Source organism: Grimontia hollisae CIP 101886, assembly GCF_000176515.1.
Lineage (GTDB): Bacteria > Pseudomonadota > Gammaproteobacteria > Enterobacterales > Vibrionaceae > Enterovibrio > Enterovibrio hollisae.
Map to the genome: position 1 here is coordinate 301,776 of NZ_ADAQ01000013.1, position 24,806 is coordinate 326,581.

The window sequence follows — 24,806 nt, forward strand, 5'->3', positions numbered from 1 at the left end:
TAACGAAGACAGTTGTGATGCCAATTTGGGTAAGGTATTTGAGACGTCTCATCAACATCCTGCTTTAACGTTGCATAAATCAACAAAAAAGCGACGTACAACCACTCAGAACACTTCTGAAATGCAGACACTCTTCATTTAATTATCAATATTCCGTTGACGCGCCATCCAACAATCAGAGTCTCCACATAAACCGTACGATATACCAAAGTAGGATTTGGGAGCGCCCAATGGCCTATGGCCCCCCTTTTTCTTTTGCTTCTAGAATACATCTCAGCTCGGGAGCACCGGACATTGAAACCTTATATATGTTAGGAAGAAGCTCGGCCTATTTACTAATTCAGTTAAATACAACGAAGCAGCTTGAAATATTGTGTTTCAAGATGCTTTGCATAAGAACGTCTTATCGAGTTCAAACGCTTAATGCTCCGAAATATGCAAATGGTGCCGATCTCCTCAGCGTCTCACAAATAGCGCAAAAAAACTGATGTGCGAATGCAATCAAATTAGTTGCAAAACCTAGGAGAACCGAACAATGCATAATCGTAATCTTCTTCACCATAAACGTTTTTATTTAACCATGACCTTGGTCTTGACAAGTTTTATTGCTATCGCAGATACAAGAAAAGGCGTCACATGGGATGACATCATGGATGATGCCAACACTCCCGAAAACGTCTTAATGTATGGCATCGGCCCCAAAGCACAGCGCTACAGTGGTCTTACGCAAATCAATACAGATAATGTTAAAAAGCTCGTGCCTGCCTGGTCATTCTCATTTGGTGATGAAAAGCAACGAGGTCAGGAATCCCAAGCACTCGTCTACGATGGTGTTATCTATGTGACAGCATCGTATTCAAGAATGTTTGCGCTTGATGCAAAAACAGGAAAAAGGCTTTGGAGCTATACACATCGGTTGCCAGAAGACATTCGTCCTTGCTGTGATGTCGTAAACCGCGGTGCTGCAATTTATGGTGATAAGGTGTTTATGGGAACACTTGATGCGGCTATCGTTGCACTTGATCGTCATACAGGTAAGCGTCTATGGCGCAAAAAATTCGGTGATCATAAAGCCGGGTACACCATGACTGGTGCACCAACCATTGTGAAAGATCAGAATACAGGCAAAGTCATGCTCATTCACGGTTCTTCCGGTGATGAATTTGGTGTGGTCGGAAAATTGTTTGCCCGTGATCCTGATACCGGTGAAGAAATCTGGATGCGCCCTTTCGTTGAAGGGCACATGGGACGTTTGAACGGAAAAGAAAGCACACCAACTGGCGATCCTAAAGCCCCTACCTGGCCAAGAGATAAGAAGGGTAACCTTGTTGAAGCCTGGCACCATGGTGGCGGGGCACCCTGGCAAAGTGCAAGTTATGATGCAAAAACCAACACCATCATTATTGGCGCTGGTAACCCCGCTCCCTGGAACACTTGGAAGCGTACATCTGAAGGTGGTAACCCTCTCGATTACGATAACCTTTATACTTCTGGACAAGTAGGCGTTGATCCAACGACCGGCGAAGTGAAGTGGTTCTACCAACACACACCGAATGATGCCTGGGATTTCTCCGGGAATAACGAACTCGTGTTATTCGAATACGAAGAAAATGGCAAAACAATTCGTGCTACGGCACACGCAGACAGAAATGGTTTCTTCTACCTTGTCAATCAAGATAACGGCAAATTCATAAAAGCATTCCCATTCGTAGATAACATCACATGGGCAACAGGCATCCATCCAGAAACTGGACGTCCTATGGAAGTTAAAGGACAACGCCCCCCCTTGCCAGAACCGGGACAGAAATCAGGAAAACCCGTTGAAGTTTCCCCGCCATTCTTAGGTGGTAAAAACTGGAACCCTATGTCGTATAGCCAAGATACCGGGTTGTTCTACGTACCAGCAAATCACTGGAAGGAAGACTACTGGACGGAAGAAGTAACGTATAAAAAAGGGGCGGCATATCTCGGTCAAGGGTTTCGCATCAAGCGCATGTATGACGACCACGTAGGAATACTACGTGCAGTAGACCCGAAAACTGGGAAATTCGTTTGGGAGCACAAAGAGAAACTCCCGTTGTGGTCTGGAACCCTAGCAACGAAAGGCAACCTGGTATTCACAGGAACCAGTGATGGTTATGTCAAAGCCCTCAATGCCGAAACAGGAGAAGAACTTTGGCGCTTCCAAACAGGATCTGGGGTCATTTCATGCCCAGTGACCTGGGAGATAGATGGCGTCCAATACATTGGACTCGCTTCGGGTTATGGTGGCGCAGTCCCTCTTTGGGGAGGAGATATGGCCGATTTGACCAAACCTGTTCCACAAGGCGGTGCTTTCTGGGTGTTCCGTCTTCCTGAATGGCTCTAACACGAAGTTTCCGGTCAGCATGTATGCTGACCGTTTTTTCCCCTGATTACCCCCTAGGAAAGCGCCATGAACTGTATAAACCAAACTATTAAAGGTATTTTTCTACTCGGCATGTCAATGTGCCTATCGTCAAATGGATGGGCCGAGGAAGAAGCGTTCCTTGTTGTAAATGGTTGTAAACTAAAGCCCTTTGCATCCTGTCCGGGTGCTGATCTTCGCAATGCTAATCTGGCTAATTTAGATCTGACCGGCTCTGATTTTAACGGTGCAGACTTTAGTGGCGCAGACTTACGCCATGTTACTTTGAAAAATGCAAATCTAGGAAAAGCACAATTTAAAAACGCCAATCTGGCACGGGCAGACTTGCGGCATGCCAATGCCCGAGTGGCCAACTTTGATAATGCCAATCTTCAAGCTATACAGGGGTGGGCCATCTTTGCTCAAGTAGCATCTTTCAAAAATGCAGATCTTCGGGGTGCCAATCTAGAGTTTGGACGCATTGCCAAAGCCCAGTTTCATGATGCCAATTTACAAGCTGCGAATCTAGAAATGGTTTGGGCACCCAAAACCGATTTTCTGAGAGCGAATATGCTCAATACCAACCTACAAGAGACCAAAATGTATGATGCTAACTTGCAAGATGCAGATATCACAGGTGCTCGAACGTTTTATGCCATTTTCGAAGGCGCGAATATGGAAGGGTGCACTGGCTGCCCGTTAGACTGGTAATCCAGAGCTTAAAACACGGTTAAACACAAAGCTGGGGAACATCTCTACTTAAGCGTTCAATAAGTGAAAAGTGGGCCTAACTGTCAGTGAGGAAACGGAAAATGCAATGTTTCCACCTTAATTCGCTGAAACGTATTTTCGTATCAATCTTTTTTGCTTCTACATTATGGTTTGGCTGTGAGTTACACGCACAAGACCAATCCCCTGCCAATAGCGAAATTGCTGAATTATTTCCCTCCGCTACCCGTGTTGGAGAGCCTGATACTGAACTAGGGATAATTCCCATCTATCAACTCAATCAACTGATTGGCTATGTTTTTGAAAGTAACAATCTCACCAACTTTCCTGGATTCTCAGGCGAAACAATTAATCTACGCATTGCTCTCGATACAAAAGGGATTATCCGGGGAATAAAAATAATCAGCCATCACGAGCCCATATTTCTTTATGGCCTTGGACAAAAACCCCTCCATGAGTTTGTGCAACAATACTTAAACCGACGTATTGATCAACGCCTGTTGGTTGGTAAAAGTTCTTCGGATAAGGATGAAAACACCAACTACATCGATGGCATAACAAGAGCAACGGTGTCAGTCATGGTTATCCACGACACTATTTTAGGGGCTGCCATGCGCGTTGCCAGAATGAAACTATCAGGCTTTGAAGCGCCCCCAGAGGTTGCCTTCAAATCAGGTTTCACCCCCATGAGTGTTAACGAGCTTATATCAAAAGACTATTTAAAATCCTGGCACGTGCTTGAATCCGTCGGTATTGAAAACGTTCAACTCGACAGCTTAAGAGAAAACAATGCAGAATCACTCATTGATATTCATTGGGCGTTTATCAACAGTGAACGCGTTGGCAGAAACCTTCTTGGCGATGATGAATATAAACGGCTTTTCCAGGAGCTGGCTCCCGGGGAGCTGGCACTAATGATGAGCTCCAACGGTGCGATAAGTTTTATCGAACCTGAGTTTGCATCAGGTTCAACGCCCAACAGGCTCAGTATCTATCAAAATGGGTATGCTGTTGATATCAGAGACCTGAATTTTTATAGTTTTTATCCGGAATCTTTCACAGAGAACTTCCCGACATACCGGGACATAAACATTTTTCGCATCAAAGCGAATTCAGGCTTTGATTTATCATCCCCTTTTGAACTTCGAATGACCCTGTTCATTTCCTCTAATCCCATTCAAACCACCAGCATCACACTTTCAAAACAAGTCAGCATCTCACCGGCGCTCATTGAAAAAAATGAAATGCCCCAAGCGACGCCTACCCCCTTATGGCAACGGCTCTGGCAGCAAAGAGCCATTGATATCGCTGTGTTAACTGTGTATTTGTGCTTTCTCACGGGGTTGTTCGTCTTCCAACGTCAGCTTGCCCCCCGATATGGGAAATGGCTACCTAACATCAGGCTTATATCACTGTTTTTTATCATTGGATTTATTGGCTACTACGCACAAGGACAACTTTCAGTCGTCAACATCTACACGTTACTGCTCTCAGTTTGGCAGGGTTTTGATGTTCATGTGTTTTTGCTAGACCCTATCCTTTTTATCATTTGGAGTTTTGTTTTCATTAGCCTTTTTTTGTGGGGACGTGGCTTGTTCTGCGGTTGGCTTTGTCCTTTCGGCGCCTTTCAAGAGTTAATAGGACGATTAGCGAATTGGCTGCGACTTCCCCAATGGAAACCCTTAGACTCACATCATCGTACATTGCAACGTATCAAATACCCGATACTTATCGGGTTAATCATGGCTGCATTCTTTGACTTGTCGATGGCCGAAACTCTCGCAGAAATCGAACCCTTTAAAACAACCCTTACTATGAATTTTTTCCGCCACTGGCCTTTCGTTACCTATGCCTTCGTATTACTGGGCGCTGGGTTATTCGTCCACAAGTTCTATTGTCGATACCTTTGTCCCTTGGGTGCTGGTTTGGCAATACTAGGAAGGCTCAGACTATTTTCCTGGTTGAAACGAAGAAAAGAGTGCGGAAACCCTTGCCAGTTATGTCATAAAAAATGCGAAATCAATGCGATACGCTTTGATGGACGTATCGACTATAACGAATGTATTCAATGCTTGGAGTGTTTAGTGATTATTAATGATCAGAATCGATGTGTTATCGGCCGTTATGGAAATAAAAAAAACCGCAGAAATAAACGTTCTGCGGCTCTGCTCAATAAACATTAATATCCAGCAATGGTAGCGCGTTTATGACAAATTATCTTTTTGTTTGCCTGAAACCCGGTACCATTTATTCATGAAATAATCCATACACTCTTAAGCAAACGCGTAAATGTATGTGCCATTCTTTATAGTGTTGATGACTTTCTTTGATAAGTAACTGGGTAAAGCTGGGCATCCCCAACTGCGCCCTAATTGTCCGGTTTTGGCAATCACACTGGGATGGGCATACGTGGCACCGTGAATAACAATTGCACGCCGCCGTGCATTGTCGTTAATCCCTTTTGAAAGCCCATCTAGGCGAAGCGAGTAACCATGCTTGCCATAGTAAGTTTCTGCTGCCCGGAAAATACCAATCGACGTCTGGTGTGAATTAACAACATTGGAAAAATTTCTCGCATAAAGTGCCCCGCTGTTTTTACCGTGAGAAACGTAAGAAGCAAACAGGACTTTGCGCTTCGCTGCATCAATAACCCAAAATCGTTTTTGAGAAGACGGTTTACCGTAATCAATCACAGTAAAAACATCCTTACTGCCACGATGGGCCAGAAAATGGTTATATGCTTTCTGGAACTTTCCAAATGAAACTTCCGTCGATAAATTTAATTCCCGATACATAGATTGTGCATCGGGCATAGCAATTGCGAATACATTTTCTGAAAGAAACATTAACAGGAATGCTAAAGTTACCTTCAATACCTTTAACAACATCGTTTACCCGTAAATGATCTGTAATAAGCACATGCGTGCCGTACAGTACAACGCTCAACTCATATTTCTCCCCGGTAACCTCAAATTAAAGGCGGCATAATAAATGCCATACCAAAGCCCGCACCAAATTCTTTTGGCACAAATTATTTATTTTTCAGAAGGTAAGAATACCGAAAGACTTGAATTTCACGATTTGTCTGTTGACACGCAAACATTCATTTCAGTGGCATAGGCGTAAATTTGCCGTTTATTGCTGCTGATTTCGGCGAATGTTGCCATAACGGTAAAAAATGAAAAAGCCAGCATAAACGCTGACTTTCTTTTTTTAATGAAATATGTTCCTTAACTGAAACACAGATGTAAAGGTTTATTAGACCGCATCGATAGCGTTCTTAATGCGCTTATCTGAAATGGGATAAGGTGTCCCCAATTGCTGTGCGAAATAGCTGACTCTGAGCTCCTCAATCATCCAACGGATTTCCTTCACTGCTTCTGGAACACGTTGCCCTTTCGGGATCTTGTTCAGCAGTTCTTTGTAATCATTAGTGACAGACTCAATTTTCAGCATATGCAAGCGATCTTTATTCGGATCGATAGGCAGTTTTTCCAAACGACGTTCGATCGCATTCATGTATCGCTGGATGTCCGGCAAACGTTTCCAGCCACATTCCGTTGCAAACCCCTTGAAGATTAAGCCTTCAATCTGCGCTTTAATATCTGACAACGCAAAGGCCATGGTAAAGTCAATTTTACCTTTCAGCTTCTTGTTAATGTTAAAGGCTGTCGTCAGGATCTGCTCTACCTGCTTGGCAATCTCCACCACGGTATCGCCAAGCTCTGCACGTACATGCTCTTTCAGCGCCTCGAACTCTTCAGGCTGCCATTTCAGTCCGCCCTGCGCTTCTATCAGCTTATCAACGCCACAGGCAATACAGTCATCAATCAAATCCAGCACACGGCCATACGGGTTGAAATACAGGCCAAGCTTCGACTTGTTCGGCAAGTTTTCATGCAGGTACTTAATCGGTGACGGTACGTTCAGAAGGATCAGGCGGCGCTGGCCCTGTTGCATGGCCTGATGCTGCTCTTCTTCGGTTTCATACAGCTTGATGCCGACTGAATCTTTATTATCCACAATCGCTGGGAAAGCTTTGACTTCAAATCCACCACGCTTCTGCTGATACATTTTCGGCAGCGCACCAAAGCTCCAGGTGGTCAGTCCCTGTTGTTCGATATCGTCATCAGCCACCTGAGACAGCGTCTCCTGCACTTTCTCTTTCAAGCCGTCTTTCAGCTCATACAAATCATAGCTTTCACTTAACTTACGATTTTTGTGGTCAACGGCACGGAAAGTGATTCTCAGGTGTTCCGGTAATTGCTCCAGTTGCCAGTTTTCACGCAGCACAGTCACACCGGTCATGCGCTTCAACTCTTTCTCCAACGCATCCAGCAGCGGCATTTCCATGGGCGTGACACGCTGAAGGAAAGCCGTTGCGTAGTTTGGTGCTGGCACAAAGTTACGTCGTAACGTTTTGGGCAATGACTTAATCAAACAAACAATAAGCTCATGGCGCAGGCCCGGGATTTGCCAGTCAAAGCCGTAAGGCTCAATCTGGTTGAGCACTGGCAGCGGGATATGCACAGTCACACCATCATGGTCTTCACCCGGCTCAAACTGATAGCTGAGTTTCAGCTTCAGGTTGCCCTGATGCCAGAAGTTCGGATAGTCCAACTCAGTGACATGGCTGGCATCGCCTGCGAGCAGCATGGCTTTCTCGAAGTTCAGCTTTTCAGGTTCATCACGACTGACTTTCTTCCACCAGCTGTCAAAGTGACGGCCAGATACCACGGTATGATCGATACGCTGATCGTAGAACTCGTAGAGTGTATCGTCGTCAACCAGAATATCGCGGCGACGGGATTTCTTCTCCAGCTCTTCCACTTCGGCCAGCATTTTGCGGTTCTGGTGGAAGAACTTGTGCTTAGTCTCCCAATCTCCTTCTACCAGCGCAGAGCGGATAAAGAGCTCACGGCTGACCACAGGATCAATGCTGCCATAATTCACTTTACGTTTCGGCACGATAGGAATGCCATAAAGCATCACTTTTTCGAAGGCAAAGACAGCGGCCTGCTTCTTCTCCCAATGCGGTTCGGAGTAACTGCGCTTGATAAGGTGCTTAGCCAGCGGCTCCACCCATTCAGGCTGGATTTTAGCGGCGACACGCCCCCAAAGTTTGGAGGTTTCCACCAGCTCAGCCACCATTAACCACTTCGGCTGCTTTTTGAAGATGCCAGATGCCGGGAAGATGTTGAAGCGGGCATTACGCGCACCTTGGTATTCGTTCTTTTCCTGATCTTTCTGGCCAATATGGGACAGTAACCCCGCCAGCAATGACACATGAATGGATGAGTAATCTGCCGGTTCCTGATTGATCTTGAAGCCAAGCTCATGAATCACCTGGCGGATCTGGTAATGCACATCCTGCCATTCACGGATACGCAGATAGTTCAGGTAATCTTTCTTACACTGTTTGCGGAACTGGTTGCCGGACAGTGCCTTTTGCTGCTCCTTGATGTACTCCCACAGGTTTACATAGGCCAGGAAGTCAGATTCCTTATCGTTAAAGCGGCGATGTTTCTCATCGGCTGCCTGCTGTTTCTCACTCGGACGCTCACGGGGATCCTGAATCGACAGCGCTGAAGCAATCACCATCACTTCATTGAGCGCACCCAGACGCCCCGCTTCCAGCACCATACGGGCAAGTCGTGGGTCGATAGGCAGACGCGCGAGTGAACGACCAATATCCGTCAGGCGTTTTTGATCATCGCCTTTCTTGCTTTCTTTCAGCGCACCCAGCTCTTCAAGCAGGCGAACACCATCAGAGATGTTGCGGCTGTCTGGCGGCTGGACAAACGGAAACGCAGCAATATCACCCAGACCAATCGCCGTCATTTGCAGGATAACGGACGCCAGATTGGTACGCAGGATTTCAGGATCGGTAAATTCTGGACGGGAAAGGAAATCTTCTTCTGAATACAAACGGATACAGATACCGTCTGACACCCGTCCGCAGCGCCCTTTACGCTGGTTAGCGCTTGCCTGTGAAATCGGTTCAATCGGCAGGCGTTGCACCTTGGTGCGATAGCTGTAACGGGAAATCCGCGCCGTACCGGGATCGATCACGTATTTGATGCCCGGCACCGTCAGCGAAGTTTCCGCCACGTTGGTTGCCAGTACGATGCGGCGACCAGAATGGGGCTGAAACACACGGTTTTGCTCAGACGATGACAAACGCGCATACAACGGCAGGATTTCAGTGTCACGCAGATTACGCTTATTCAGGGCATCGGCAGTATCACGGATTTCGCGTTCACCGTTCATAAAGATCAGGATGTCGCCCGACCCTTCTTCATGCAGCTCATCGACAGCATCAAAAATCGCCTGAAGCTGATCGCGATCCGTGTCTTCACTGTCTTCTACCAAAGGGCGGTAACGCACTTCCACCGGATAGGTGCGGCCAGAAACTTCAATGATTGGCGCACCACCGAAATGGTTCGAGAAACGCTCAGGGTCGATGGTTGCCGAGGTAATGATAAGTTTTAAATCCGGGCGTTTCGGCAGCAATTGCTTTAAGTACCCCAGAATGAAATCGATATTCAGGCTGCGTTCGTGCGCTTCATCGATAATGATGCAGTCATACTGGTTGAGATAACGGTCATGCTGAATTTCAGCCAGCAAAATACCGTCGGTCATCAGTTTGACCCGGGATTCCTCTGACACCTGATCGTTGAACCGCACTTTGTAACCAACGGTTTTACCCAGTTCGGTTTCCAATTCTTCTGCAATCCGCGTCGCGACTGAGCGTGCCGCCAGACGGCGCGGTTGGGTATGGCCAATCACCCCGGATACGCCAAGCCCAAGTTCCATGCAAATTTTAGGTAACTGGGTGGTTTTACCTGAGCCCGTTTCACCCGCGACAATCACCACCTGGTTGTTGGCAATGGCTTGCGCAATCTCGTCTTTTTTCTGGCTGACAGGTAACTGTTCTGGGAACGTAATGGTGGGTTGGGCATTCAGGCGTTGTAAGCGAACCTGCATGGATTTGGCAATATCCAGTGCGATGTCATCAAAGACGGCCTGACGGGCCTCGTTTTTCTTGATGCGTTGTGCACCCTTGATGCGTTTGCTGAGGCGGAACCTGTCTTTCAGCATGCAGTCATCAAGCGCAGCGAAAAGTGTTTTAGCGTTGTTTTGATGGATTGAAGCGGTCAAATCGTTATCCAGAGAAATGCTGTTTGAAGAAAATCCACTCACAGTACGAGCGTAAACGTAAAGCAGGCTCAGTACCGTCTAAAAAATTGCGAAGATTCTACCATAAACCGCCATGACCTCGATCTTCATTCACTTCTCCTTTTTAAACTGTTGACACCGAATAACGAACAACATCCTAAACAGGAATTGGCATGACCCTGGTGTCTATGCTGTGATACACTCCGCGCCCTTGCAAACAAACACACTGGGTCACCATGAGCATTAAACAAGAATTACAACAGCTGAAAAGCCGTCTGGACAAAAACCAACGTAAACTGGATGGCGCGAAAACGCGTGGTGATAGTGAATTGGTTACCAGGTTCACGAACGACATTGATGATTTAAACAAAAAAATCAGCCAGTTGAGCCACAAACAGAACTTTTCGTTAAACAAAGAACGCAAAGCATTGTTGAATATGCCTTTCTCACGCGAGATCACTAAATTGGAACAGTCTGATATGGGCAAACTGAAAAAATCTGTACGTGGTCTTGTGGTTGTTCACCCACTGACTAAGCTGGGTAAAGCGTTGAAGCTGGATGTCGTCACCGGTTTTGCACCAACAGCATTCTAAAAGCGTCAGGGCTTTTCACTTTGTAAATCTAGTTTACATCATGTTTCATTGTCGCATACTCTCAGGCTAAGCACACTAACAGGGGGTAAATCGGTGTTTTCAAAACTGTCTTCGATTTTAAGAGATGTATTTGCCGAGGAAGGTGGGAATGTAGCCCCAAATAAGACGTACTACCAGCGTGCAATGGCGGGGCTTCTTTGTGAGGTCGCTGGCGCCGATCATCAGTTGGATCCCCGGGAAGAATCAGCAAAATCCAATCTTCTCTGTGCGTTACTGGATATCGAACAAGCAGAAGCAATCTCGCTGCTAACCGACGCCAGAAACGACAGTCAAAAGGCAGTGTCATTGTATGACTACACAGACAAATTACGCCAGTTGGAGCAAGCGCAGCGGTATGCCCTGGTAAAAGCCATGTGGGAGGTTGCCTACGCTGATGGTAGGCTGGATCCATTGGAAGAGTCAGTGATTCGCAAAACCGCAGAACTTTTATATCTCGACCACGCCCTGTTTATTAAAGCGAAGCTGGAAGTAACCGAGAATAACTAAGGGCTTTACAGAGGCAGGTAATATCGATTCATAGCCTCTGTTCCTCTATTTCTGTTTCTCTATTGAAGCATTGAACCTGCTGGTTTCTTCACCAGACGGGTCATTGGCTTAAGATGAGTGTTTGTGTTCCCACTTCTACCCGTCGAAGTTTTACACCGAACGTATGCGCCAAAGTGTCGACTGTCATCACCTCGCGAGGACTGCCTTGTGCGACGATATGGCCGTTTTTGAGCAGCACAACCCTGTCCGCGTCAGACAAAGTACGGTTAATATCGTGATTGGACATCACTACCGAAATCCCTTGGTCCGCAATTTTCCTGACGATATTGTACATCACGCTTTGTTGGGCAATATCCAACGCTGTAGCTGGCTCATCCAAAATCAACAGCTTTCCTTCTGGGTTGATTTCAGGCCATATTTGCAGGCAAACACCAGCCAGACGCACACGCTGCCATTCGCCCCCTGAGAGTTGCTCGGTATTCCGACCCAACTTGTCAGCAATCCCCAAAGCACTACATATTTCATTGACTGCCTTCTCCGCGGCTTCTGGCATAAGGTTACGAATGGCTGACAAACTAAGACTGAGATATTGATACACACCAATGGCAAATGCTGGCTTTTGTTGTTGGCACAGGTATGCCCGCTGACGGGCAAGAGAGAGCGCATCCATCCCCGCGAGTTCAACACCATCCAACATCACTTTTCCCTGCCCTTCAGTCAATCCTGACAGCAATTCGAGAAGTGTACTTTTCCCGCTGCCGTTGGCACCCAGCAGGTGAACAATCTCCCCTCTGCCTGCACGAAAATTCAGGGGAAGAAGACGCGTTCCTAACGCTATATTTTTAGCATCAATCATACACGCCTCAATAACATCCAAATAAACAAAGGAGCGCCGATTGTCGTCGTTACTGCTCCTACAGGCAACTCTGCTTCAGCGATCGCCATTCGGCCAATTGTGTCTGCTGCCAGCATCAATGAAGCGCCGGAAATCGCTGATAGCGGCAGAAGAAATCGGTTTTCAGTGCCAAACCATAATCTCAGGAAGTGTGGCACCACCAAACCGACAAAACCAATCACACCGGCCATGGCGACCGACGCACCGACCAATAAGCTCACCATTAAGATTAACTGCCAACGCAATGCATTGATGTTCAATCCTAACTGTCTAGCCTGCACGTCTCCGAGCATCATGAGATCCAGCTTTTTACCCTGGAAACAAAGCCAAATCACAGCAGGAACCATTAAGATCGCTAAGATGAGCTGAGACCAATGCACACCAGAAAGACTACCCATCAACCAATACATAAGCTGGCGAAGATTTAGATCTGAACTGAAATAGAATGCCCAGGTGACAATCGCACCTGAGAGAATACCGAGAGCAACACCAATCAGCAGCAATCTCGCCGTCGACATTGCCCTGCGTCTTGCCAACATCACCAATATTGTCGTAAACGCCAATGCGCCAAGCATCGCCGAGGCCATCAAACCGTAAGGTGTGGCGAATACCGGAAACAGAAACATCGTAACCACTAAAGCAAGGCTAGAGCCGCCAGAAATACCCAGCACGCCAGGTTCAGCCAAAGGGTTTCCCAACAAGACTTGTAAAACACCACCGGACACCGCCAGTGATGCGCCGATCAGCACGGCTGCAATCACTCGGGGAACCCGCAGTTCAACCAAAAGCTGTTGTTCTAACGCAGAACCAAACGAAAAGGGAGATATCCAGATCTCTCCAACGGAAAGTGAGACAAAAGCACCCACAAAGAGAAGGCAGAGTGAAACAATGAATGCGGCATGCCAGCGCCTCTCATGACGCTTGGCAAGTTGAAATAACTGCATGGTTTTCGGGTTCAATTAACGATTGCCGCCAACCATACATAGAACCGCTCAAAATGAAAAGTGCTAACTGGCGGCGAAAGTGCCAGATTTGCGCTCAACATTCACATAAAGTGGCTGGGCGTCATCGGGTTCAAAAGGCTGTACCAGCAAAGCAGCACGCTGCCCTATTGCCACATTGGCATTTGGAAACACCACGGCCTCTCCACCCGGTAAGGCATGATAAAGTACGCCATTTTCTTCAGCTAACAACTCGCCTTCCTGAAAGAAAGTAAAGTTAGCAGTATCGTCACTGAACGCCAGCTGGAAAGACGCATCGGTTTTGGTAATCGTGCGGGTCACTTTGTAGGATGAAAAACTCTTGGTCTGTGATTCTTGTGGCAAATAACGCTCTTCAAGCATTGCGATCAGCGCTTCACGCAGCGGCACAAATTCTGCCATATTGTTTTGGTAAAGCGGCGCTACCCGACCCATTTCAAATGTGGCAGCCATCGCACCATAGTTTTCCGCACTGAACCAGCTAAACGTCGAAGAAGGCGTCTGGCTCAACAGCACAGCATCCATATGTGCTGCTTTCAGGAAAGCAATCAATGGGCGCACGTCTGTTGCCTTAGTAGAAGCAGGCACAACGCCAAACATATAATGCTGTGATGCTCTGATCGCGCAGTGAAGGTCGAAATGCCAACGCTCGTCATCGACGCTATCAAAAAAATGCTTCACCTTCTCTTGAAGCCGGTTAGCAAGCGTACATTCTTCATTCCGGATAGGGTTCAAACTGGTGAAGAGCCGATTTAAGTTTTCTTTTATAAAGCGCGTGTGGGCATGTATTGCTTTTGGGTGGGCTATGATAAAAAGCACGCGGTTTTTAGGTGTAATTTGCTGTTCCAAAATACCGCCAACCAAATCATCCACCAATTCAACCGGCGCGGTTTCATCGCCATGGATGCCGGATGAAATAATAATCGCCTTTTCTGATACCGGTGGCGTCACTTCAACCACACCAATCTCACTATGCTTAACATTTATACCATTTGGCAAGGTAATACAGGATGGCTGGAAATTTTCAGGTGGAAATAACGTATGCTTAAGAAAACCCCTGAATAATTGACTATCCATTTCTAACTATCCTTATGAATTGTTTGGTATCCATGTCTTAGCCGTCAATATACAAACTAAACACTTTGATAACAAACGCAATTCATGAGAGCAGGCGTATGCGATGTCGGGGCAATAAAAAACCGTGGTCATAACATAAGCCACGGTTCTTTGGAAAACTCTCGCACGGCGACTATTTGTCTACTTTGGCTTTCTCGACTCTCGCCTTCAGTTTTTGGCCTGGGCGGAAAGTCACAACTCGTCGAGCTGTAATTGGAATATCTTCACCCGTTTTTGGATTGCGGCCCGGACGTTCATTCTTGTCGCGAAGATCAAAATTTCCGAAGCCAGACAACTTGACTTGTTCGCCACTTTCTAACGCTTTTCGAATTTCTTCAAAAAACGCTTCGACAGTTTCCTTGGCGTCCCGCTTGCTCATCCCGACATTTTCAAACAGGTTCTCAGCCAAATCGGCCTTGGTGAGCGCCATAGGTCATTCCCTCAAGAAATGTTGAACACAAATGTGATACGTCGTATCTACACCACGAATTTCACTGCAAAAGAAATATTTACTTGCTCCTTCGTCGGGCAGCCTATTCTCTAGCAGTAACTTACGAACAGTGTAAGCCAACTGGCTGATTTGCGCCAACTTTTTTCCATATCATTATTTAGAACAGTGCTCTGTTTATGAGCTTTTCATTCTTAAGTTATGCATAAAAAATGAGACAGTTAATTGAGTAGAGTTTCATTAAGCAATGTTTTTATTCAGGTTTTAAACAGTTGTGGAGTGCGATTTGTTAAGGTTTTGATAAAGCACCAATTTATCAAAATGAAACGTGTTAGAACTTTTAGACATAAAAAAGCGGCCAACCAGCCGCTTTTTTATTTATATTTTTATCATTAATCGCGAAGATGTGCGTCAAATTTCTCACTAAGTAAAGCAATAACCGAAGCAACTGCCTCAGAAATATCTCTTTCTTCCAGCGTTCGTTCGGTAGATTGCAGGCTCAGTGCTATTGCCAGACTCTTCTTACCTTCTTCTACGCCTTTGCCCTTATAAAGGTCAAACAGCTTCGCACCGGTAACAAGGGGATTGTCTGTCTCCAGACAAGCACGAACAACAGCATCAGATGCTACATCGTCACCTACAATCACCGCAATGTCACGGCGGTTTGCGGGGAACTTGGAGATAACAACCGCTTCCGGAATCACGCGTTTGTTGATAGCAGACCATTCGATTTCAAACACGATGGTGCGGCCATTCAGGCCAAACTTACGCTCAAGCTCTGGGTGAACAGTACCGATGTAACCGACGATTTCGCCGTCCACTTCAATCGCTGCAGATTGACCAGGGTGCAGTGCAGGGTGTTTTGCGGCCTTGAAGCTGTAATTCAGCTCGTTGGCAGTCAGTTCCAGAATCGCTTCCAGATCGCCTTTCAGGTCGAAGAAGTCAACGGTGTTGCTTGCAATGTCCCAATGCTCTTCAGCGCGTGGGCCTGCGATCACACCTGCCAGCATCATCTCCTGGAGCATGCCATTCTCAGCACCTTCACAAGGAATGAAACGCAGACCGGCTTCGAACAGGCGAACGCGTGGTTGCTGGCGCTTCTGGTTGTAAGCGACCGTGTTTAGCAGGCCAGTCCACAGGCTCAGACGCATCGCTGACATATCGGCAGAAATTGGGTTTGGCAGTATCAGGGGTTCTACATCCGGCACAATCAGTTTCTGCTGGTTTGGTTCGACAAAGCTGTAAGTAATCGCTTCGTGGTAACCACGGTCAACCAGCAAATCACGCACGCGCTTCAGAGGCTGGTTAGCTTCTACGTGATCATTCATCTTCAGCGACGCAACAGGCGCTTGGTTTGGTATGTTGTCGTAACCATAAATGCGGCCCACTTCTTCCACCAAATCCTGCTCAATCGCCATATCGAAGCGCCAGAATGGTGCTTTTGCAGTCCAGCCTTCGTCCGTTGCTTCAACGTCACAGCCCAGACGGGTCAGAATTTCTACCACATCTTCTGATGGGATATGGTGACCCAGCAGGTTATCCAGCTTGCTACGGCGCAACGCAATGGTATTTGCTTTTGGCAGGTGCTCTTCAGATTCCTGACCGACGATCTCCCCTGCTTCACCACCACAGATGTCAATAAGCAGTTGAGTTGCACGCTCCATCGCATGGTATTGCAGCGTTGAATCCACACCACGTTCAAAGCGGTGTGAGGAATCCGTGTGCAGGCCATAGTTACGTGCTCGACCACGGATGGCTTCCGGTGCAAAGAATGCCGCTTCAAGCAGAACGTCAGTGGTGGTTTCGGCGTTTACACCAGAATCCTGACCACCAAAGATACCCGCAATCGCCAGTGCTTTGTTGTGGTCGGCGATCACCAACGTGTTTTCGTTCAATTCTGCTTCGTTGCCATCCAGCAACACCAGTTTCTCGCCGGGTTTCGCCATACGTGCAACGATACCACCTTCAACCTTCGCCAGATCGAAGGCGTGCATAGGCTGACCCTGCTCCAGCATCACGTAGTTGGTGATGTCTACAATAGGATCGATAGAGCGAATACCACTACGACGCAGTTTTTCCTGCATCCAAAGAGGCGTTGCAGCTTTAACGTTAACACCTTTAACCACACGGCCCAGGTAGCGAGGACACGCAGCCGGTGCTTCAACCGCAACAGACACTTTGTCATCAATCGATGATGTTACTTTCTCAAACGCAGGCTGAGATACTTCAACGCGGTTCAGCACACCGACCTCACGCGCCAAACCTTTAATGCTGAGACAGTCTGCACGGTTTGCCGTCAGGTCAACATCAATGGTGACATCGTTTAGTTTGAGGTATTCACGGAAATCGGTACCGATTGGTGCATCTGCTGGCAGTTCCATAATGCCGTTTGACTCCACATCGATGCCCAGCTCAGAGAAAGAACACAGCATACCGTGAGAAGGCTGGCCGCGAAGCTTCGCTTTTTTGATTTTGAAGTCGCCAGGCAGTACGGCGCCGACAGTAGCAACCGCAACTTTCAGGCCAAGGCGGCAGTTTGGTGCACCGCATACAATATCAAGCAGTTCTTCACCACCTACGTTGACTTTGGTGACACGCAGTTTGTCTGCATCAGGGTGCTGGCTACATTCAACCACTTCACCAACGACAACGCCGGTAAACTCACCGGCAACGGCTGCGATGTCATCAACTTCCAGACCTGCCATGGTGATTTGGTGTGCCAGTTCTTCGCTGTTTACTGCTGGGTTCACCCACTCGCGAAGCCAGGATTCACTGAATTTCATTTATCAATTACCCCAATGCTTACTTGAATTGTTTCAGGAAACGCAGATCGTTCTCGAAGAACGCACGCAAGTCGTTTACGCCGTAGCGCAGCATGGTCAAGCGTTCAACACCCATACCAAACGCGAAACCTGAGTATTTCTCTGGGTCGATGCCAACCGCTCGCAGAACGTTCGGGTGAACCATACCGCAGCCCAAGACTTCCAGCCATTTTCCGTTTTTGCCTTTTACGTCAACTTCCGCTGAAGGCTCAGTGAACGGGAAATATGAAGGACGGAAACGCACTTCCAGATCTTCTTCGAAGAAGTTACACAGGAAGTCATGCAGAATGCCTTTCAGTTGCGCGAAGTTCACGTTTTCGTCAACCAGCATGCCCTCTACCTGATGGAACATTGGGGTGTGAGTTTGGTCGTAATCGTTACGGTAAACGCGGCCCGGTGCAATAAAGCGCAGCGGCGGTTGCTTCGCTTCCATGGTACGGATTTGAACACCAGAGGTATGCGTACGCAGCATCAGATCAGGGTTGAAGAAGAACGTGTCATGATCGGTACGTGCAGGGTGATCTTCCGCAATATTCAATGCATCAAAGTTGTGGAACGCATCTTCAATTTCAGGACCAGTTTCAACCGTAAAACCCAGCTCACCAAAGAAGCTCTCAATACGCTCGATAGTACGGGTCACTGGGTGAATACCACCGTTTTCAATACGACGGCCTGGCAAGGTTACATCAATCGTTTCTGCTGCTAATTTGGCTTCAAGCTCAGCCCTCTCAAGTGCGGCTTTGCGCTCAGTCAACGCTTGCTGAACTGCTTGTTTCGCTTTATTGATGCTCGCACCTGCTTCACGGCGCTCTTCCGGTGGCAGTTTACCCAATTGTTGAAGCTGAAGCGTCAGCTCACCTTTTTTACCCAGGTACTTAACACGTACCTCATCTAGGGCCGCAACCGAATCAACTGCTTCGATCGCAGCCGTTGCGTTGGATAGAATCTCTTCTAGTTGTTGCATCGTTTCCTCATCTGCCTGCACAGGCAGTGTCCTACGGGGGAGTAAAAGATATACCAATTCTCGGAGCAAAATCCGCATGTCATCAGTCATAAACTTAGTACGGAAAGTGCTCTGGGAATTGGTATGAGACGTAACGACACATAGTAATAAATCGGTTCAACAAAGCCAATCCGAAATGCATGATAAGTGCTTGCCATGCCTATTTCATAGCCACATTTTTTTCAACACATTCTGCGTTAATGATGAAGATGGAGAATTGTTGAAACCTTGACGTAAACTTTTGATGGCTCAAAGCGGGAAACGGAACACGAAAAAGGGGAGCCGAAGCTCCCCTTTCCCAAAACGTCTATTCTGTAAAAATTACAGAGCAGCTTTCGCTTTCTCTACCAAAGCAGAGAATGCAACTTTGTCGAATACAGCGATATCAGCCAGGATCTTACGATCGATTTCGATAGACGCTTTCTTCAGACCGTTGATGAAACGGCTGTAAGACATACCGTTTTGACGAGCCGCAGCGTTGATACGTGCAATCCACAGTTGACGGAATTGACGTTTCTTCTGACGACGGTCACGGTAAGCGTATTGACCAGCTTTGGTAACTGCTTGGAAAGCTACGCGGTAAACACGTGAACGTGCACCGTAATAACCTTTAGCTTGTTTCAGAACTTTCTTGTGACGTGCACGAGCCTGTACACCACGTTTTACGCGAGCCATTATGTCTCTCCTAAACTAATTCGTTAAAAATACTAAGAAAAATTATGCGTATGGAAGCATACGAACAACTGCACCGATTTCGCACTTAGGCAGAATCGCGTTTGGACGCAGTTGACGTTTGTTCTTAGTAGTACGCTTAGTCAGGATGTGACGTTTAGTAGCATGCTTGAACTTGAAACCGCCGCCAGTTTTCTTGAAACGCTTAGCAGCACCTTTATTTGCTTTCATCTTAGGCATGATGAATAACTCCGCATTGTATGCATTAATAACTGTGTAATTTGGCGAACAAAGAAGCCATACCCCGCTCTAAAAGAGCTGGCGCATAGCCTCAATGTTACTTGTATGCCGAAATTACTTCTTCTTAGGGGCAAGAACCATGATCATTTGACGACCTTCAATCCTTGAAGGAAAGCTTTCTACTGAAGCAATTTCAGCAGTGTCTTCCTTCAGACGATTCAGAACGTCAACACCGATATCCTGGTGCGCCATTTCGCGACCACGGAAACGGATTGTGACCTTGACCTTGTTACCCTCTTCAATAAAGCGAACCAGGTTGCGTAGTTTTACCTGATAGTCGCCAACATCGGTACCAGGACGGAATTTAATTTCCTTAATCTGGACAACTTTTTGCTTTTTCTTCTGCTCTTTCGCAGCCTTACTCTTTTCATAGATGAACTTACCATAGTCCATCACACGACAAACTGGAGGCTCGGCATTAGGGCTGATTTCTACCAGATCAACGCCCGCTTCTTCTGCGGTTCTCAGAGCTTCTTCAAATGAAACAACACCAAGTTGTTCACCGTCGATACCAGTAAGACGTACTTCACGCAAACCGCGAATTTCTTCGTTTAGACGGTGAGCATTTTGTTTAGCCGGGGCTTTTCTTGCGCCTTTAATACCTTATTCCTCCAAAATATTAAGAGTTCGGGTACGAATTTCGTTCTCAAGCAGAGAAATGAATTCGTCAATTTTGTATTTACCCAAGTCTTTACCTTTGCGTGTACGTACCGCGATTTCACCAGCTTCCATCTCTTGGTCGCCACAAACCAGCATGTAAGGTACGCGCTTCAAAGTATGTTCGCGGATTTTAAAGCCAATCTTCTCGTTTCTCAAGTCTGCAGAAGCTCTAAATCCTGCTTTTTGCAGTTTTTTCGCGACTTCTTGAACATATTCAGCTTGATTATCAGTAATGTTCATGACAACCGCTTGCTGAGGCGCCAACCAACTTGGGAAGTGGCCTGCGTATTCTTCAATCAAGATACCGATAAAGCGTTCCAATGACCCCAGAATCGCACGGTGAATCATCACAGGAGTATGGCGCTCGTTGTCTTCACCTACGTAGGTCGCGCCCAAACGTTCAGGCAACGCAAAATCGAGCTGCACAGTACCACACTGCCATGCACGATCCAAACAATCATGCAGGGTAAATTCAATCTTAGGACCGTAGAATGCCCCCTCGCCTTCCAGAATCTCGAACTGAATGTTCATGGATTCCAGCGCTTCAGCCAGTGCTTTTTCTGCGCGATCCCACATCGCATCTGAACCCACTCGCATCTCTGGGCGGGTAGAAAGTTTTACAACAATATCTTCAAAACCAAAGGTCTTGTAGGTGTCGTAAACCATTTTAATGCAAGATGTGACTTCCTGTTGTACCTGTTCTGGGGTACAGAATATGTGCGCATCATCCTGGGTAAAACCACGGACACGCATCAGACCGTGCAGTGCACCAGATGGTTCATTACGGTGACAACTGCCAAATTCCGCCATACGCAATGGCAGGTCACGGTATGATTTCAGGCCCTGGTTAAAGATCTGGACGTGGCCTGGACAGTTCATTGGCTTGAGGGCATATTCACGGTTTTCGGATTGCGTTGTGAACATATAATCGGCGTATTTGTCCCAGTGACCGGAGCGTTCCCAAAGAACACGGTCCATGATCAGCGGGCCTTTCACTTCCTGATAATTGTATTCAGCCAGTTTTGAACGCACGAAAGCTTCAAGTTCACGGAAAACCACCCAACCGTTGTGGTGCCAGAACACCATACCCGGCGCTTCTTGCTGCATGTGGTAAAGATCAAGCTGCTTACCCAGTTTACGGTGATCGCGCTTCGCGGCTTCTTCCAGACGCTGTAAGTGTGCTTTCAATTCTTTTTTATCACTGAACGCGGTACCGTAGATACGTTGCAGCATCTTGTTGTCGCTGTTACCACGCCAGTATGCACCGGCAACATTCAGGATTTTGAAGTTTTGGCAAAAACCCATGTGTGGTACGTGCGGACCACGGCACATGTCGATGTATTCTTCGTGATGATAGAGGCCTGGACGATCGTCGCGGGATACGTTTTCGTCCAAGATTTCCATCTTGTAGGTTTCACCACGTGACTCAAAGGTGTCACGCGCTTCCTGCCAGCTCACGTTCTTCTTGATGACCGGGTATTTGGTCTTGGCCAATTCTTTCATGCGTTTTTCAATCGCATCCAGGTCTTCTTGAGTCAGAGAACGATCAAGGTCAACGTCGTAATAGAAGCCGTTATCGATGGTCGGGCCAATCGCCATTTTCACATCAGGGAACAGTTGCTTAATAGCGTGTCCAAGTAGGTGCGCACAGGAGTGACGGATGATCTCAAGACCGTCTTCATCTTTTGCTGTGATGATTTCAAGATTGGCATCTTCGGTGATGAGATCGCAGGCATCAACACGTTTACCGTTAACACGGCCAGCAATACAGGCTTTCGCCAAACCAGAACCGATGTCTGCTGCAACATCGTAAGTAGAAACGGGGTTATCGAATGAACGTTGACTACCGTCAGGAAGAGTAATTACAGGCATTATTTCGTCCTATTTTACAGTGGTGCTACACACGAAGTAGCACTTGCTTAAAATTTTTCTCATTAATAACAACGTAATATGTTGAGAATAATGAGTCTTTAGGGAAAGTCTTCAGGTACAAATCTTGGTACAAATCAAAATACATGTACGGGAAGAGATGAAGAATTGTAACTATGTAGCGGAATAACGCAACCTGTAAAAGGAATCAGCAGCCGTATCATACGGCAGAGTTGAACGGAATAAACTGTCATCACATCATGCAATGTGATACTGCAATGCTGTTGTTTCAGGCCCCAACGCTCCCTTCGTTGAGGCCTGTTTTTTTATTTGATGTTCATACAGTTTGCGTAAAAAGTGGTGGTTGCTGGCCAGTCAGAGAAGACGGCAACAACACCCACGTCCTGAGCCAACACATCCAGTAACTTGAGCATATCACCATCGTTGTTGATAACGTCTTTTATGCTCTGATAATACCAGCCGCCACCGTTACCAAGGTGTCCCGAGCGTTCCAGTGTCCAGGTAATAATGTCCAAACCTGCTTCTTTCGCCATTTTCGCATAATCAGATGGCACTATTTCACCTTTGTCATCAAGAGTAACGAGTGCAAACAAAGGAGGCGCAATGTATTCAACGCCCGATGCCTTGAGCGCCTTCATTTCTTCAAGAGAAGGTTTCCAGTTTTCTTCTCCCATACGTTCATCAAGATACACGGCTTGACGGCCAAATTTCGGCTCCGACGCTATCCAATATTTGACATCTTCCAGACTAAAAGACTGTGGAAACACTTGGTTAGGCGAAATACCGGCCTCTTTATACTCATCAATCATTTTTTGCGCGTAATCTTGTTGCGTGAATCCTTGATAAGGCATCTCAACAACAGGCGATTTTAGCTCTGGTGTCATCTTCACACCCAGTGCTTTAAATAAGGCGATGCTTTCAGCATGCGTCATCAATGTACCGCGACTGGCATAAAGATCAGTTCTCCACCCCGGTGTACCGTTCATGTATTCTTCTGGCGTGGTCGCCATAGGGTTTGCGCCATCCATTTTGCCTTTCAGGCGTTTAAATTCTTCCAGTGTGAAATCCGTGGTACGGCATTCAACCCTGGCCTCCTCTCCTGTTTCAGGGTTTGCTGGCGTGAAGGGGACGGTGCATTTGGCTGCAAGATCAGGATGGGCAAGGACATCTGTCGTGGTGTGAAGGTCATTTTGGGAATGACGACACACCAAGGCTTTATCTTTGGTGAAAGCAACATCGCATTCTAAAACACCGGCCCCCATTTTCGCAGCGGCGATATAGGATTCTTTAGTGTGCTCTGGAAACATCATCGGTGCGCCGCGGTGGCCAATAGAAAACTCACTTTTTCGTGGTTTGTCATCCAGACATTTTTCCAGTTTTTCTTTCAACTCACCGTCATCCATGTCTGTAACCAGAAACAAAGGACGCGGGCCCAACGTGTAATCACTGGCTGCCAGTGCACTGCCTGCAACAAGTGCAGAGAAAACCAAGCCAAACTTGACGATATTTTTCATCTATAGCTTCCTTATTAAAAGACGTCACACCCAAACACACAAATAACAGGATGTTAGGGCACACACTTGCGTTATGTCATGGTGCGGCATTCTGAATGCTCTAGATGAATGATTTAATACAGAAATTTTACCGTTTCATGTCAATTTAACGATTTGCCAGAGCCCATTATTACCTTCTGCCATATCGATCATCCTGTCTTCTTACCTTGATTTTAATAAGGACTTCAATAATCATGAATTGTATATACGAATGAAAAACTGAGAACCTATGCCTAAATCTCCCCGCTTCCAACAAATCAAAGATTTCCTGATCCAGAAAATTGAGTCACGGGAATGGCCTGTTGGCACTAAAGTCCCTACCGAAGCCGAATTGTGCGAACAGTTTTCGGTAAGCCGGATGACGGTGAACAAAGCCGTACGTGATTTGGTGAATAGCGGCTGGCTGGAACGGACACCAAGGCTTGGCACATTTGTTTGCCAACCTAAAGCAGAAAGCCCTTTGATGGATATTCGTAACATTGCCGAGGAAATCAGCGCACGGGGGCAGAAGCACCATAGTGAAATCATCACACTGCAACGTATCAGCGCGGCGGAAGACGTTGCAATGCGCCTTGGTTTGAAACTTGGTAGTGATGTGTATAAAAGTGAAATCGTTCACTTTGCTGATAATGTGCCCATTCAGGTAGAACTCAGGTGGGTTAACCCAACTTTTGCACCAGATTACCTGAAGCAGGATTTTTCCCAAATCACGCCTAACCATTATCTGATGAAACACTGCCCTTTGGGGACCATTGAACACACGGTAGAGGCCATTCTTCCGCCTGCCCACATCGCATTACAACTTCAAATAGACGCCAACCAGCCTTGCCTGCTGCTCCACCGCCGCACATGGAGTGAAAACCAACTGGTGAGCGCTGCGCTGCTTTACCACCCCGGTAACCGGTACAAACTGAGCGCCAGAACCGATCGTTAACCCTCGCAGATCTCAGCACATTTTTTAAACTGGTCGCACAGGTTTACATCCATTATCACAAATTCATAACAATATGGGTTGAAACCGCTCTCTTATTTGT

The 24,806-nt window shown here is 46.9% G+C and carries 19 protein-coding genes; 6 read left to right on the forward strand and 13 right to left on the reverse strand.

Going from position 1 to position 24,806, the window contains the following annotated elements:
• Positions 1-580 precede the first annotated feature (580 nt).
• From VHA_RS14330 to VHA_RS14340, 3 genes are all read left to right on the forward strand, one after another.
• The gene (locus VHA_RS14330) at positions 581-2,368 is read left to right on the forward strand and encodes a methanol/ethanol family PQQ-dependent dehydrogenase (RefSeq protein WP_040529266.1); all 1,788 of its coding nucleotides are present in this window, start codon (positions 581-583) and stop codon (positions 2,366-2,368) included.
• 66 nt (positions 2,369-2,434) lie between these two features.
• On the forward strand, positions 2,435-3,097 hold the full coding sequence (locus VHA_RS14335) for a pentapeptide repeat-containing protein (protein WP_081456038.1): 663 nt from the start codon (positions 2,435-2,437) through the stop codon (positions 3,095-3,097).
• 101 nt (positions 3,098-3,198) lie between these two features.
• Positions 3,199-5,298 (forward strand): NosR/NirI family protein, encoded by a 2,100-nt coding sequence (locus VHA_RS14340; protein WP_005505519.1) that lies wholly within the window; start codon positions 3,199-3,201, stop codon positions 5,296-5,298.
• A gap of 90 nt (positions 5,299-5,388) precedes the next feature.
• On the opposite strand, the gene VHA_RS14345 is transcribed toward VHA_RS14340, so the two are convergent.
• Both VHA_RS14345 and hrpA read right to left on the reverse strand, forming a co-directional pair.
• Positions 5,389-5,961 (reverse strand): murein L,D-transpeptidase catalytic domain family protein, encoded by a 573-nt coding sequence (locus VHA_RS14345; protein ID WP_050778568.1) that lies wholly within the window; start codon positions 5,959-5,961, stop codon positions 5,389-5,391.
• A gap of 412 nt (positions 5,962-6,373) precedes the next feature.
• The gene (hrpA, locus tag VHA_RS14350; RefSeq protein ID WP_005505525.1) at positions 6,374-10,276 is read right to left on the reverse strand and encodes an ATP-dependent RNA helicase HrpA; all 3,903 of its coding nucleotides are present in this window, start codon (positions 10,274-10,276) and stop codon (positions 6,374-6,376) included.
• A gap of 254 nt (positions 10,277-10,530) precedes the next feature.
• On the opposite strand from hrpA, the gene VHA_RS14355 reads away from it, so the two are divergent.
• Entirely contained in the window at positions 10,531-10,887 is a 357-nt protein-coding gene (locus tag VHA_RS14355) for a YibL family ribosome-associated protein (RefSeq protein WP_005505526.1), read from the forward strand.
• Positions 10,888-10,980: 93 nt separating this feature from the next.
• The gene (locus tag VHA_RS14360) at positions 10,981-11,433 is read left to right on the forward strand and encodes a tellurite resistance TerB family protein (protein ID WP_040529047.1); all 453 of its coding nucleotides are present in this window, start codon (positions 10,981-10,983) and stop codon (positions 11,431-11,433) included.
• A gap of 100 nt (positions 11,434-11,533) precedes the next feature.
• On the opposite strand, the gene btuD is transcribed toward VHA_RS14360, so the two are convergent.
• From btuD to VHA_RS14415, 11 genes are all read right to left on the reverse strand, one after another.
• Positions 11,534-12,289, reverse strand: coding sequence for a vitamin B12 ABC transporter ATP-binding protein BtuD (gene btuD / locus VHA_RS14365; protein ID WP_005505528.1), 756 nt, complete (start codon positions 12,287-12,289; stop codon positions 11,534-11,536).
• Entirely contained in the window at positions 12,286-13,272 is a 987-nt protein-coding gene (gene btuC, locus VHA_RS14370) for a vitamin B12 ABC transporter permease BtuC (protein ID WP_040529048.1), read from the reverse strand. The genes btuD and btuC overlap by 4 nt, the downstream gene beginning before the upstream one ends.
• A gap of 63 nt (positions 13,273-13,335) precedes the next feature.
• Positions 13,336-14,385 (reverse strand): succinylglutamate desuccinylase, encoded by a 1,050-nt coding sequence (locus VHA_RS14375; protein ID WP_005505537.1) that lies wholly within the window; start codon positions 14,383-14,385, stop codon positions 13,336-13,338.
• A gap of 172 nt (positions 14,386-14,557) precedes the next feature.
• The gene (gene ihfA / locus VHA_RS14380; RefSeq protein ID WP_005505538.1) at positions 14,558-14,854 is read right to left on the reverse strand and encodes an integration host factor subunit alpha; all 297 of its coding nucleotides are present in this window, start codon (positions 14,852-14,854) and stop codon (positions 14,558-14,560) included.
• Positions 14,855-15,264: 410 nt separating this feature from the next.
• Positions 15,265-17,655: a phenylalanine--tRNA ligase subunit beta gene (gene pheT, locus VHA_RS14385; RefSeq protein WP_005505540.1), complete on the reverse strand. Its 2,391-nt coding sequence runs from the start codon at positions 17,653-17,655 to the stop codon at positions 15,265-15,267.
• Positions 17,656-17,674: 19 nt separating this feature from the next.
• Complete coding sequence (gene pheS / locus VHA_RS14390) at positions 17,675-18,658, reverse strand: phenylalanine--tRNA ligase subunit alpha (protein ID WP_005505542.1); 984 nt, start codon at positions 18,656-18,658, stop codon at positions 17,675-17,677.
• 360 nt (positions 18,659-19,018) lie between these two features.
• A complete protein-coding gene (gene rplT / locus VHA_RS14395) occupies positions 19,019-19,372 on the reverse strand; it encodes a 50S ribosomal protein L20 (protein ID WP_005505544.1) in 354 nt (117 codons plus the stop codon).
• A 42-nt stretch (positions 19,373-19,414) separates the two neighbouring features.
• Complete coding sequence (gene rpmI, locus VHA_RS14400; RefSeq protein ID WP_005505546.1) at positions 19,415-19,609, reverse strand: 50S ribosomal protein L35; 195 nt, start codon at positions 19,607-19,609, stop codon at positions 19,415-19,417.
• 114 nt (positions 19,610-19,723) lie between these two features.
• A complete protein-coding gene (gene infC / locus VHA_RS14405; protein WP_040529049.1) occupies positions 19,724-20,269 on the reverse strand; it encodes a translation initiation factor IF-3 in 546 nt (181 codons plus the stop codon).
• Positions 20,270-20,272: 3 nt separating this feature from the next.
• Positions 20,273-22,201 (reverse strand): threonine--tRNA ligase, encoded by a 1,929-nt coding sequence (thrS, locus tag VHA_RS14410; protein WP_005505550.1) that lies wholly within the window; start codon positions 22,199-22,201, stop codon positions 20,273-20,275.
• A gap of 323 nt (positions 22,202-22,524) precedes the next feature.
• Positions 22,525-23,733: a glycerophosphodiester phosphodiesterase family protein gene (locus VHA_RS14415; protein ID WP_005505552.1), complete on the reverse strand. Its 1,209-nt coding sequence runs from the start codon at positions 23,731-23,733 to the stop codon at positions 22,525-22,527.
• A gap of 268 nt (positions 23,734-24,001) precedes the next feature.
• Between VHA_RS14415 and hutC the strand changes: the two genes are divergently transcribed.
• Entirely contained in the window at positions 24,002-24,706 is a 705-nt protein-coding gene (gene hutC / locus VHA_RS14420) for a histidine utilization transcriptional repressor HutC (protein ID WP_005505554.1), read from the forward strand.
• Positions 24,707-24,806: the final 100 nt, after the last annotated feature.

Bases quoted from the DNA above. Each gene is read 5' to 3' on its own strand.
- VHA_RS14330 (WP_040529266.1), top strand. From the start codon at position 581: ATGACCTTGGTCTTGACAAGTTTTATTGCTATCGCAGATACAAGAAAA.
- VHA_RS14335 (WP_081456038.1), top strand. From the start codon at position 2,435: ATGAACTGTATAAACCAAACTATTAAAGGTATTTTTCTACTCGGCATG.
- VHA_RS14340 (WP_005505519.1), top strand. From the start codon at position 3,199: ATGCAATGTTTCCACCTTAATTCGCTGAAACGTATTTTCGTATCAATC.
- VHA_RS14345 (WP_050778568.1), bottom strand. From the start codon at position 5,961: ATGTTTCTTTCAGAAAATGTATTCGCAATTGCTATGCCCGATGCACAA.
- VHA_RS14355 (WP_005505526.1), top strand. From the start codon at position 10,531: ATGAGCATTAAACAAGAATTACAACAGCTGAAAAGCCGTCTGGACAAA.
- btuD (WP_005505528.1), bottom strand. From the start codon at position 12,289: ATGATTGATGCTAAAAATATAGCGTTAGGAACGCGTCTTCTTCCCCTG.
- btuC (WP_040529048.1), bottom strand. From the start codon at position 13,272: ATGCAGTTATTTCAACTTGCCAAGCGTCATGAGAGGCGCTGGCATGCC.
- VHA_RS14375 (WP_005505537.1), bottom strand. From the start codon at position 14,385: ATGGATAGTCAATTATTCAGGGGTTTTCTTAAGCATACGTTATTTCCA.
- ihfA (WP_005505538.1), bottom strand. From the start codon at position 14,854: ATGGCGCTCACCAAGGCCGATTTGGCTGAGAACCTGTTTGAAAATGTC.
- pheT (WP_005505540.1), bottom strand. From the start codon at position 17,655: ATGAAATTCAGTGAATCCTGGCTTCGCGAGTGGGTGAACCCAGCAGTA.
- pheS (WP_005505542.1), bottom strand. From the start codon at position 18,658: ATGCAACAACTAGAAGAGATTCTATCCAACGCAACGGCTGCGATCGAA.
- rplT (WP_005505544.1), bottom strand. From the start codon at position 19,372: ATGGCTCGCGTAAAACGTGGTGTACAGGCTCGTGCACGTCACAAGAAA.
- rpmI (WP_005505546.1), bottom strand. From the start codon at position 19,609: ATGCCTAAGATGAAAGCAAATAAAGGTGCTGCTAAGCGTTTCAAGAAA.
- thrS (WP_005505550.1), bottom strand. From the start codon at position 22,201: ATGCCTGTAATTACTCTTCCTGACGGTAGTCAACGTTCATTCGATAAC.
- VHA_RS14415 (WP_005505552.1), bottom strand. From the start codon at position 23,733: ATGAAAAATATCGTCAAGTTTGGCTTGGTTTTCTCTGCACTTGTTGCA.
- hutC (WP_005505554.1), top strand. From the start codon at position 24,002: ATGCCTAAATCTCCCCGCTTCCAACAAATCAAAGATTTCCTGATCCAG.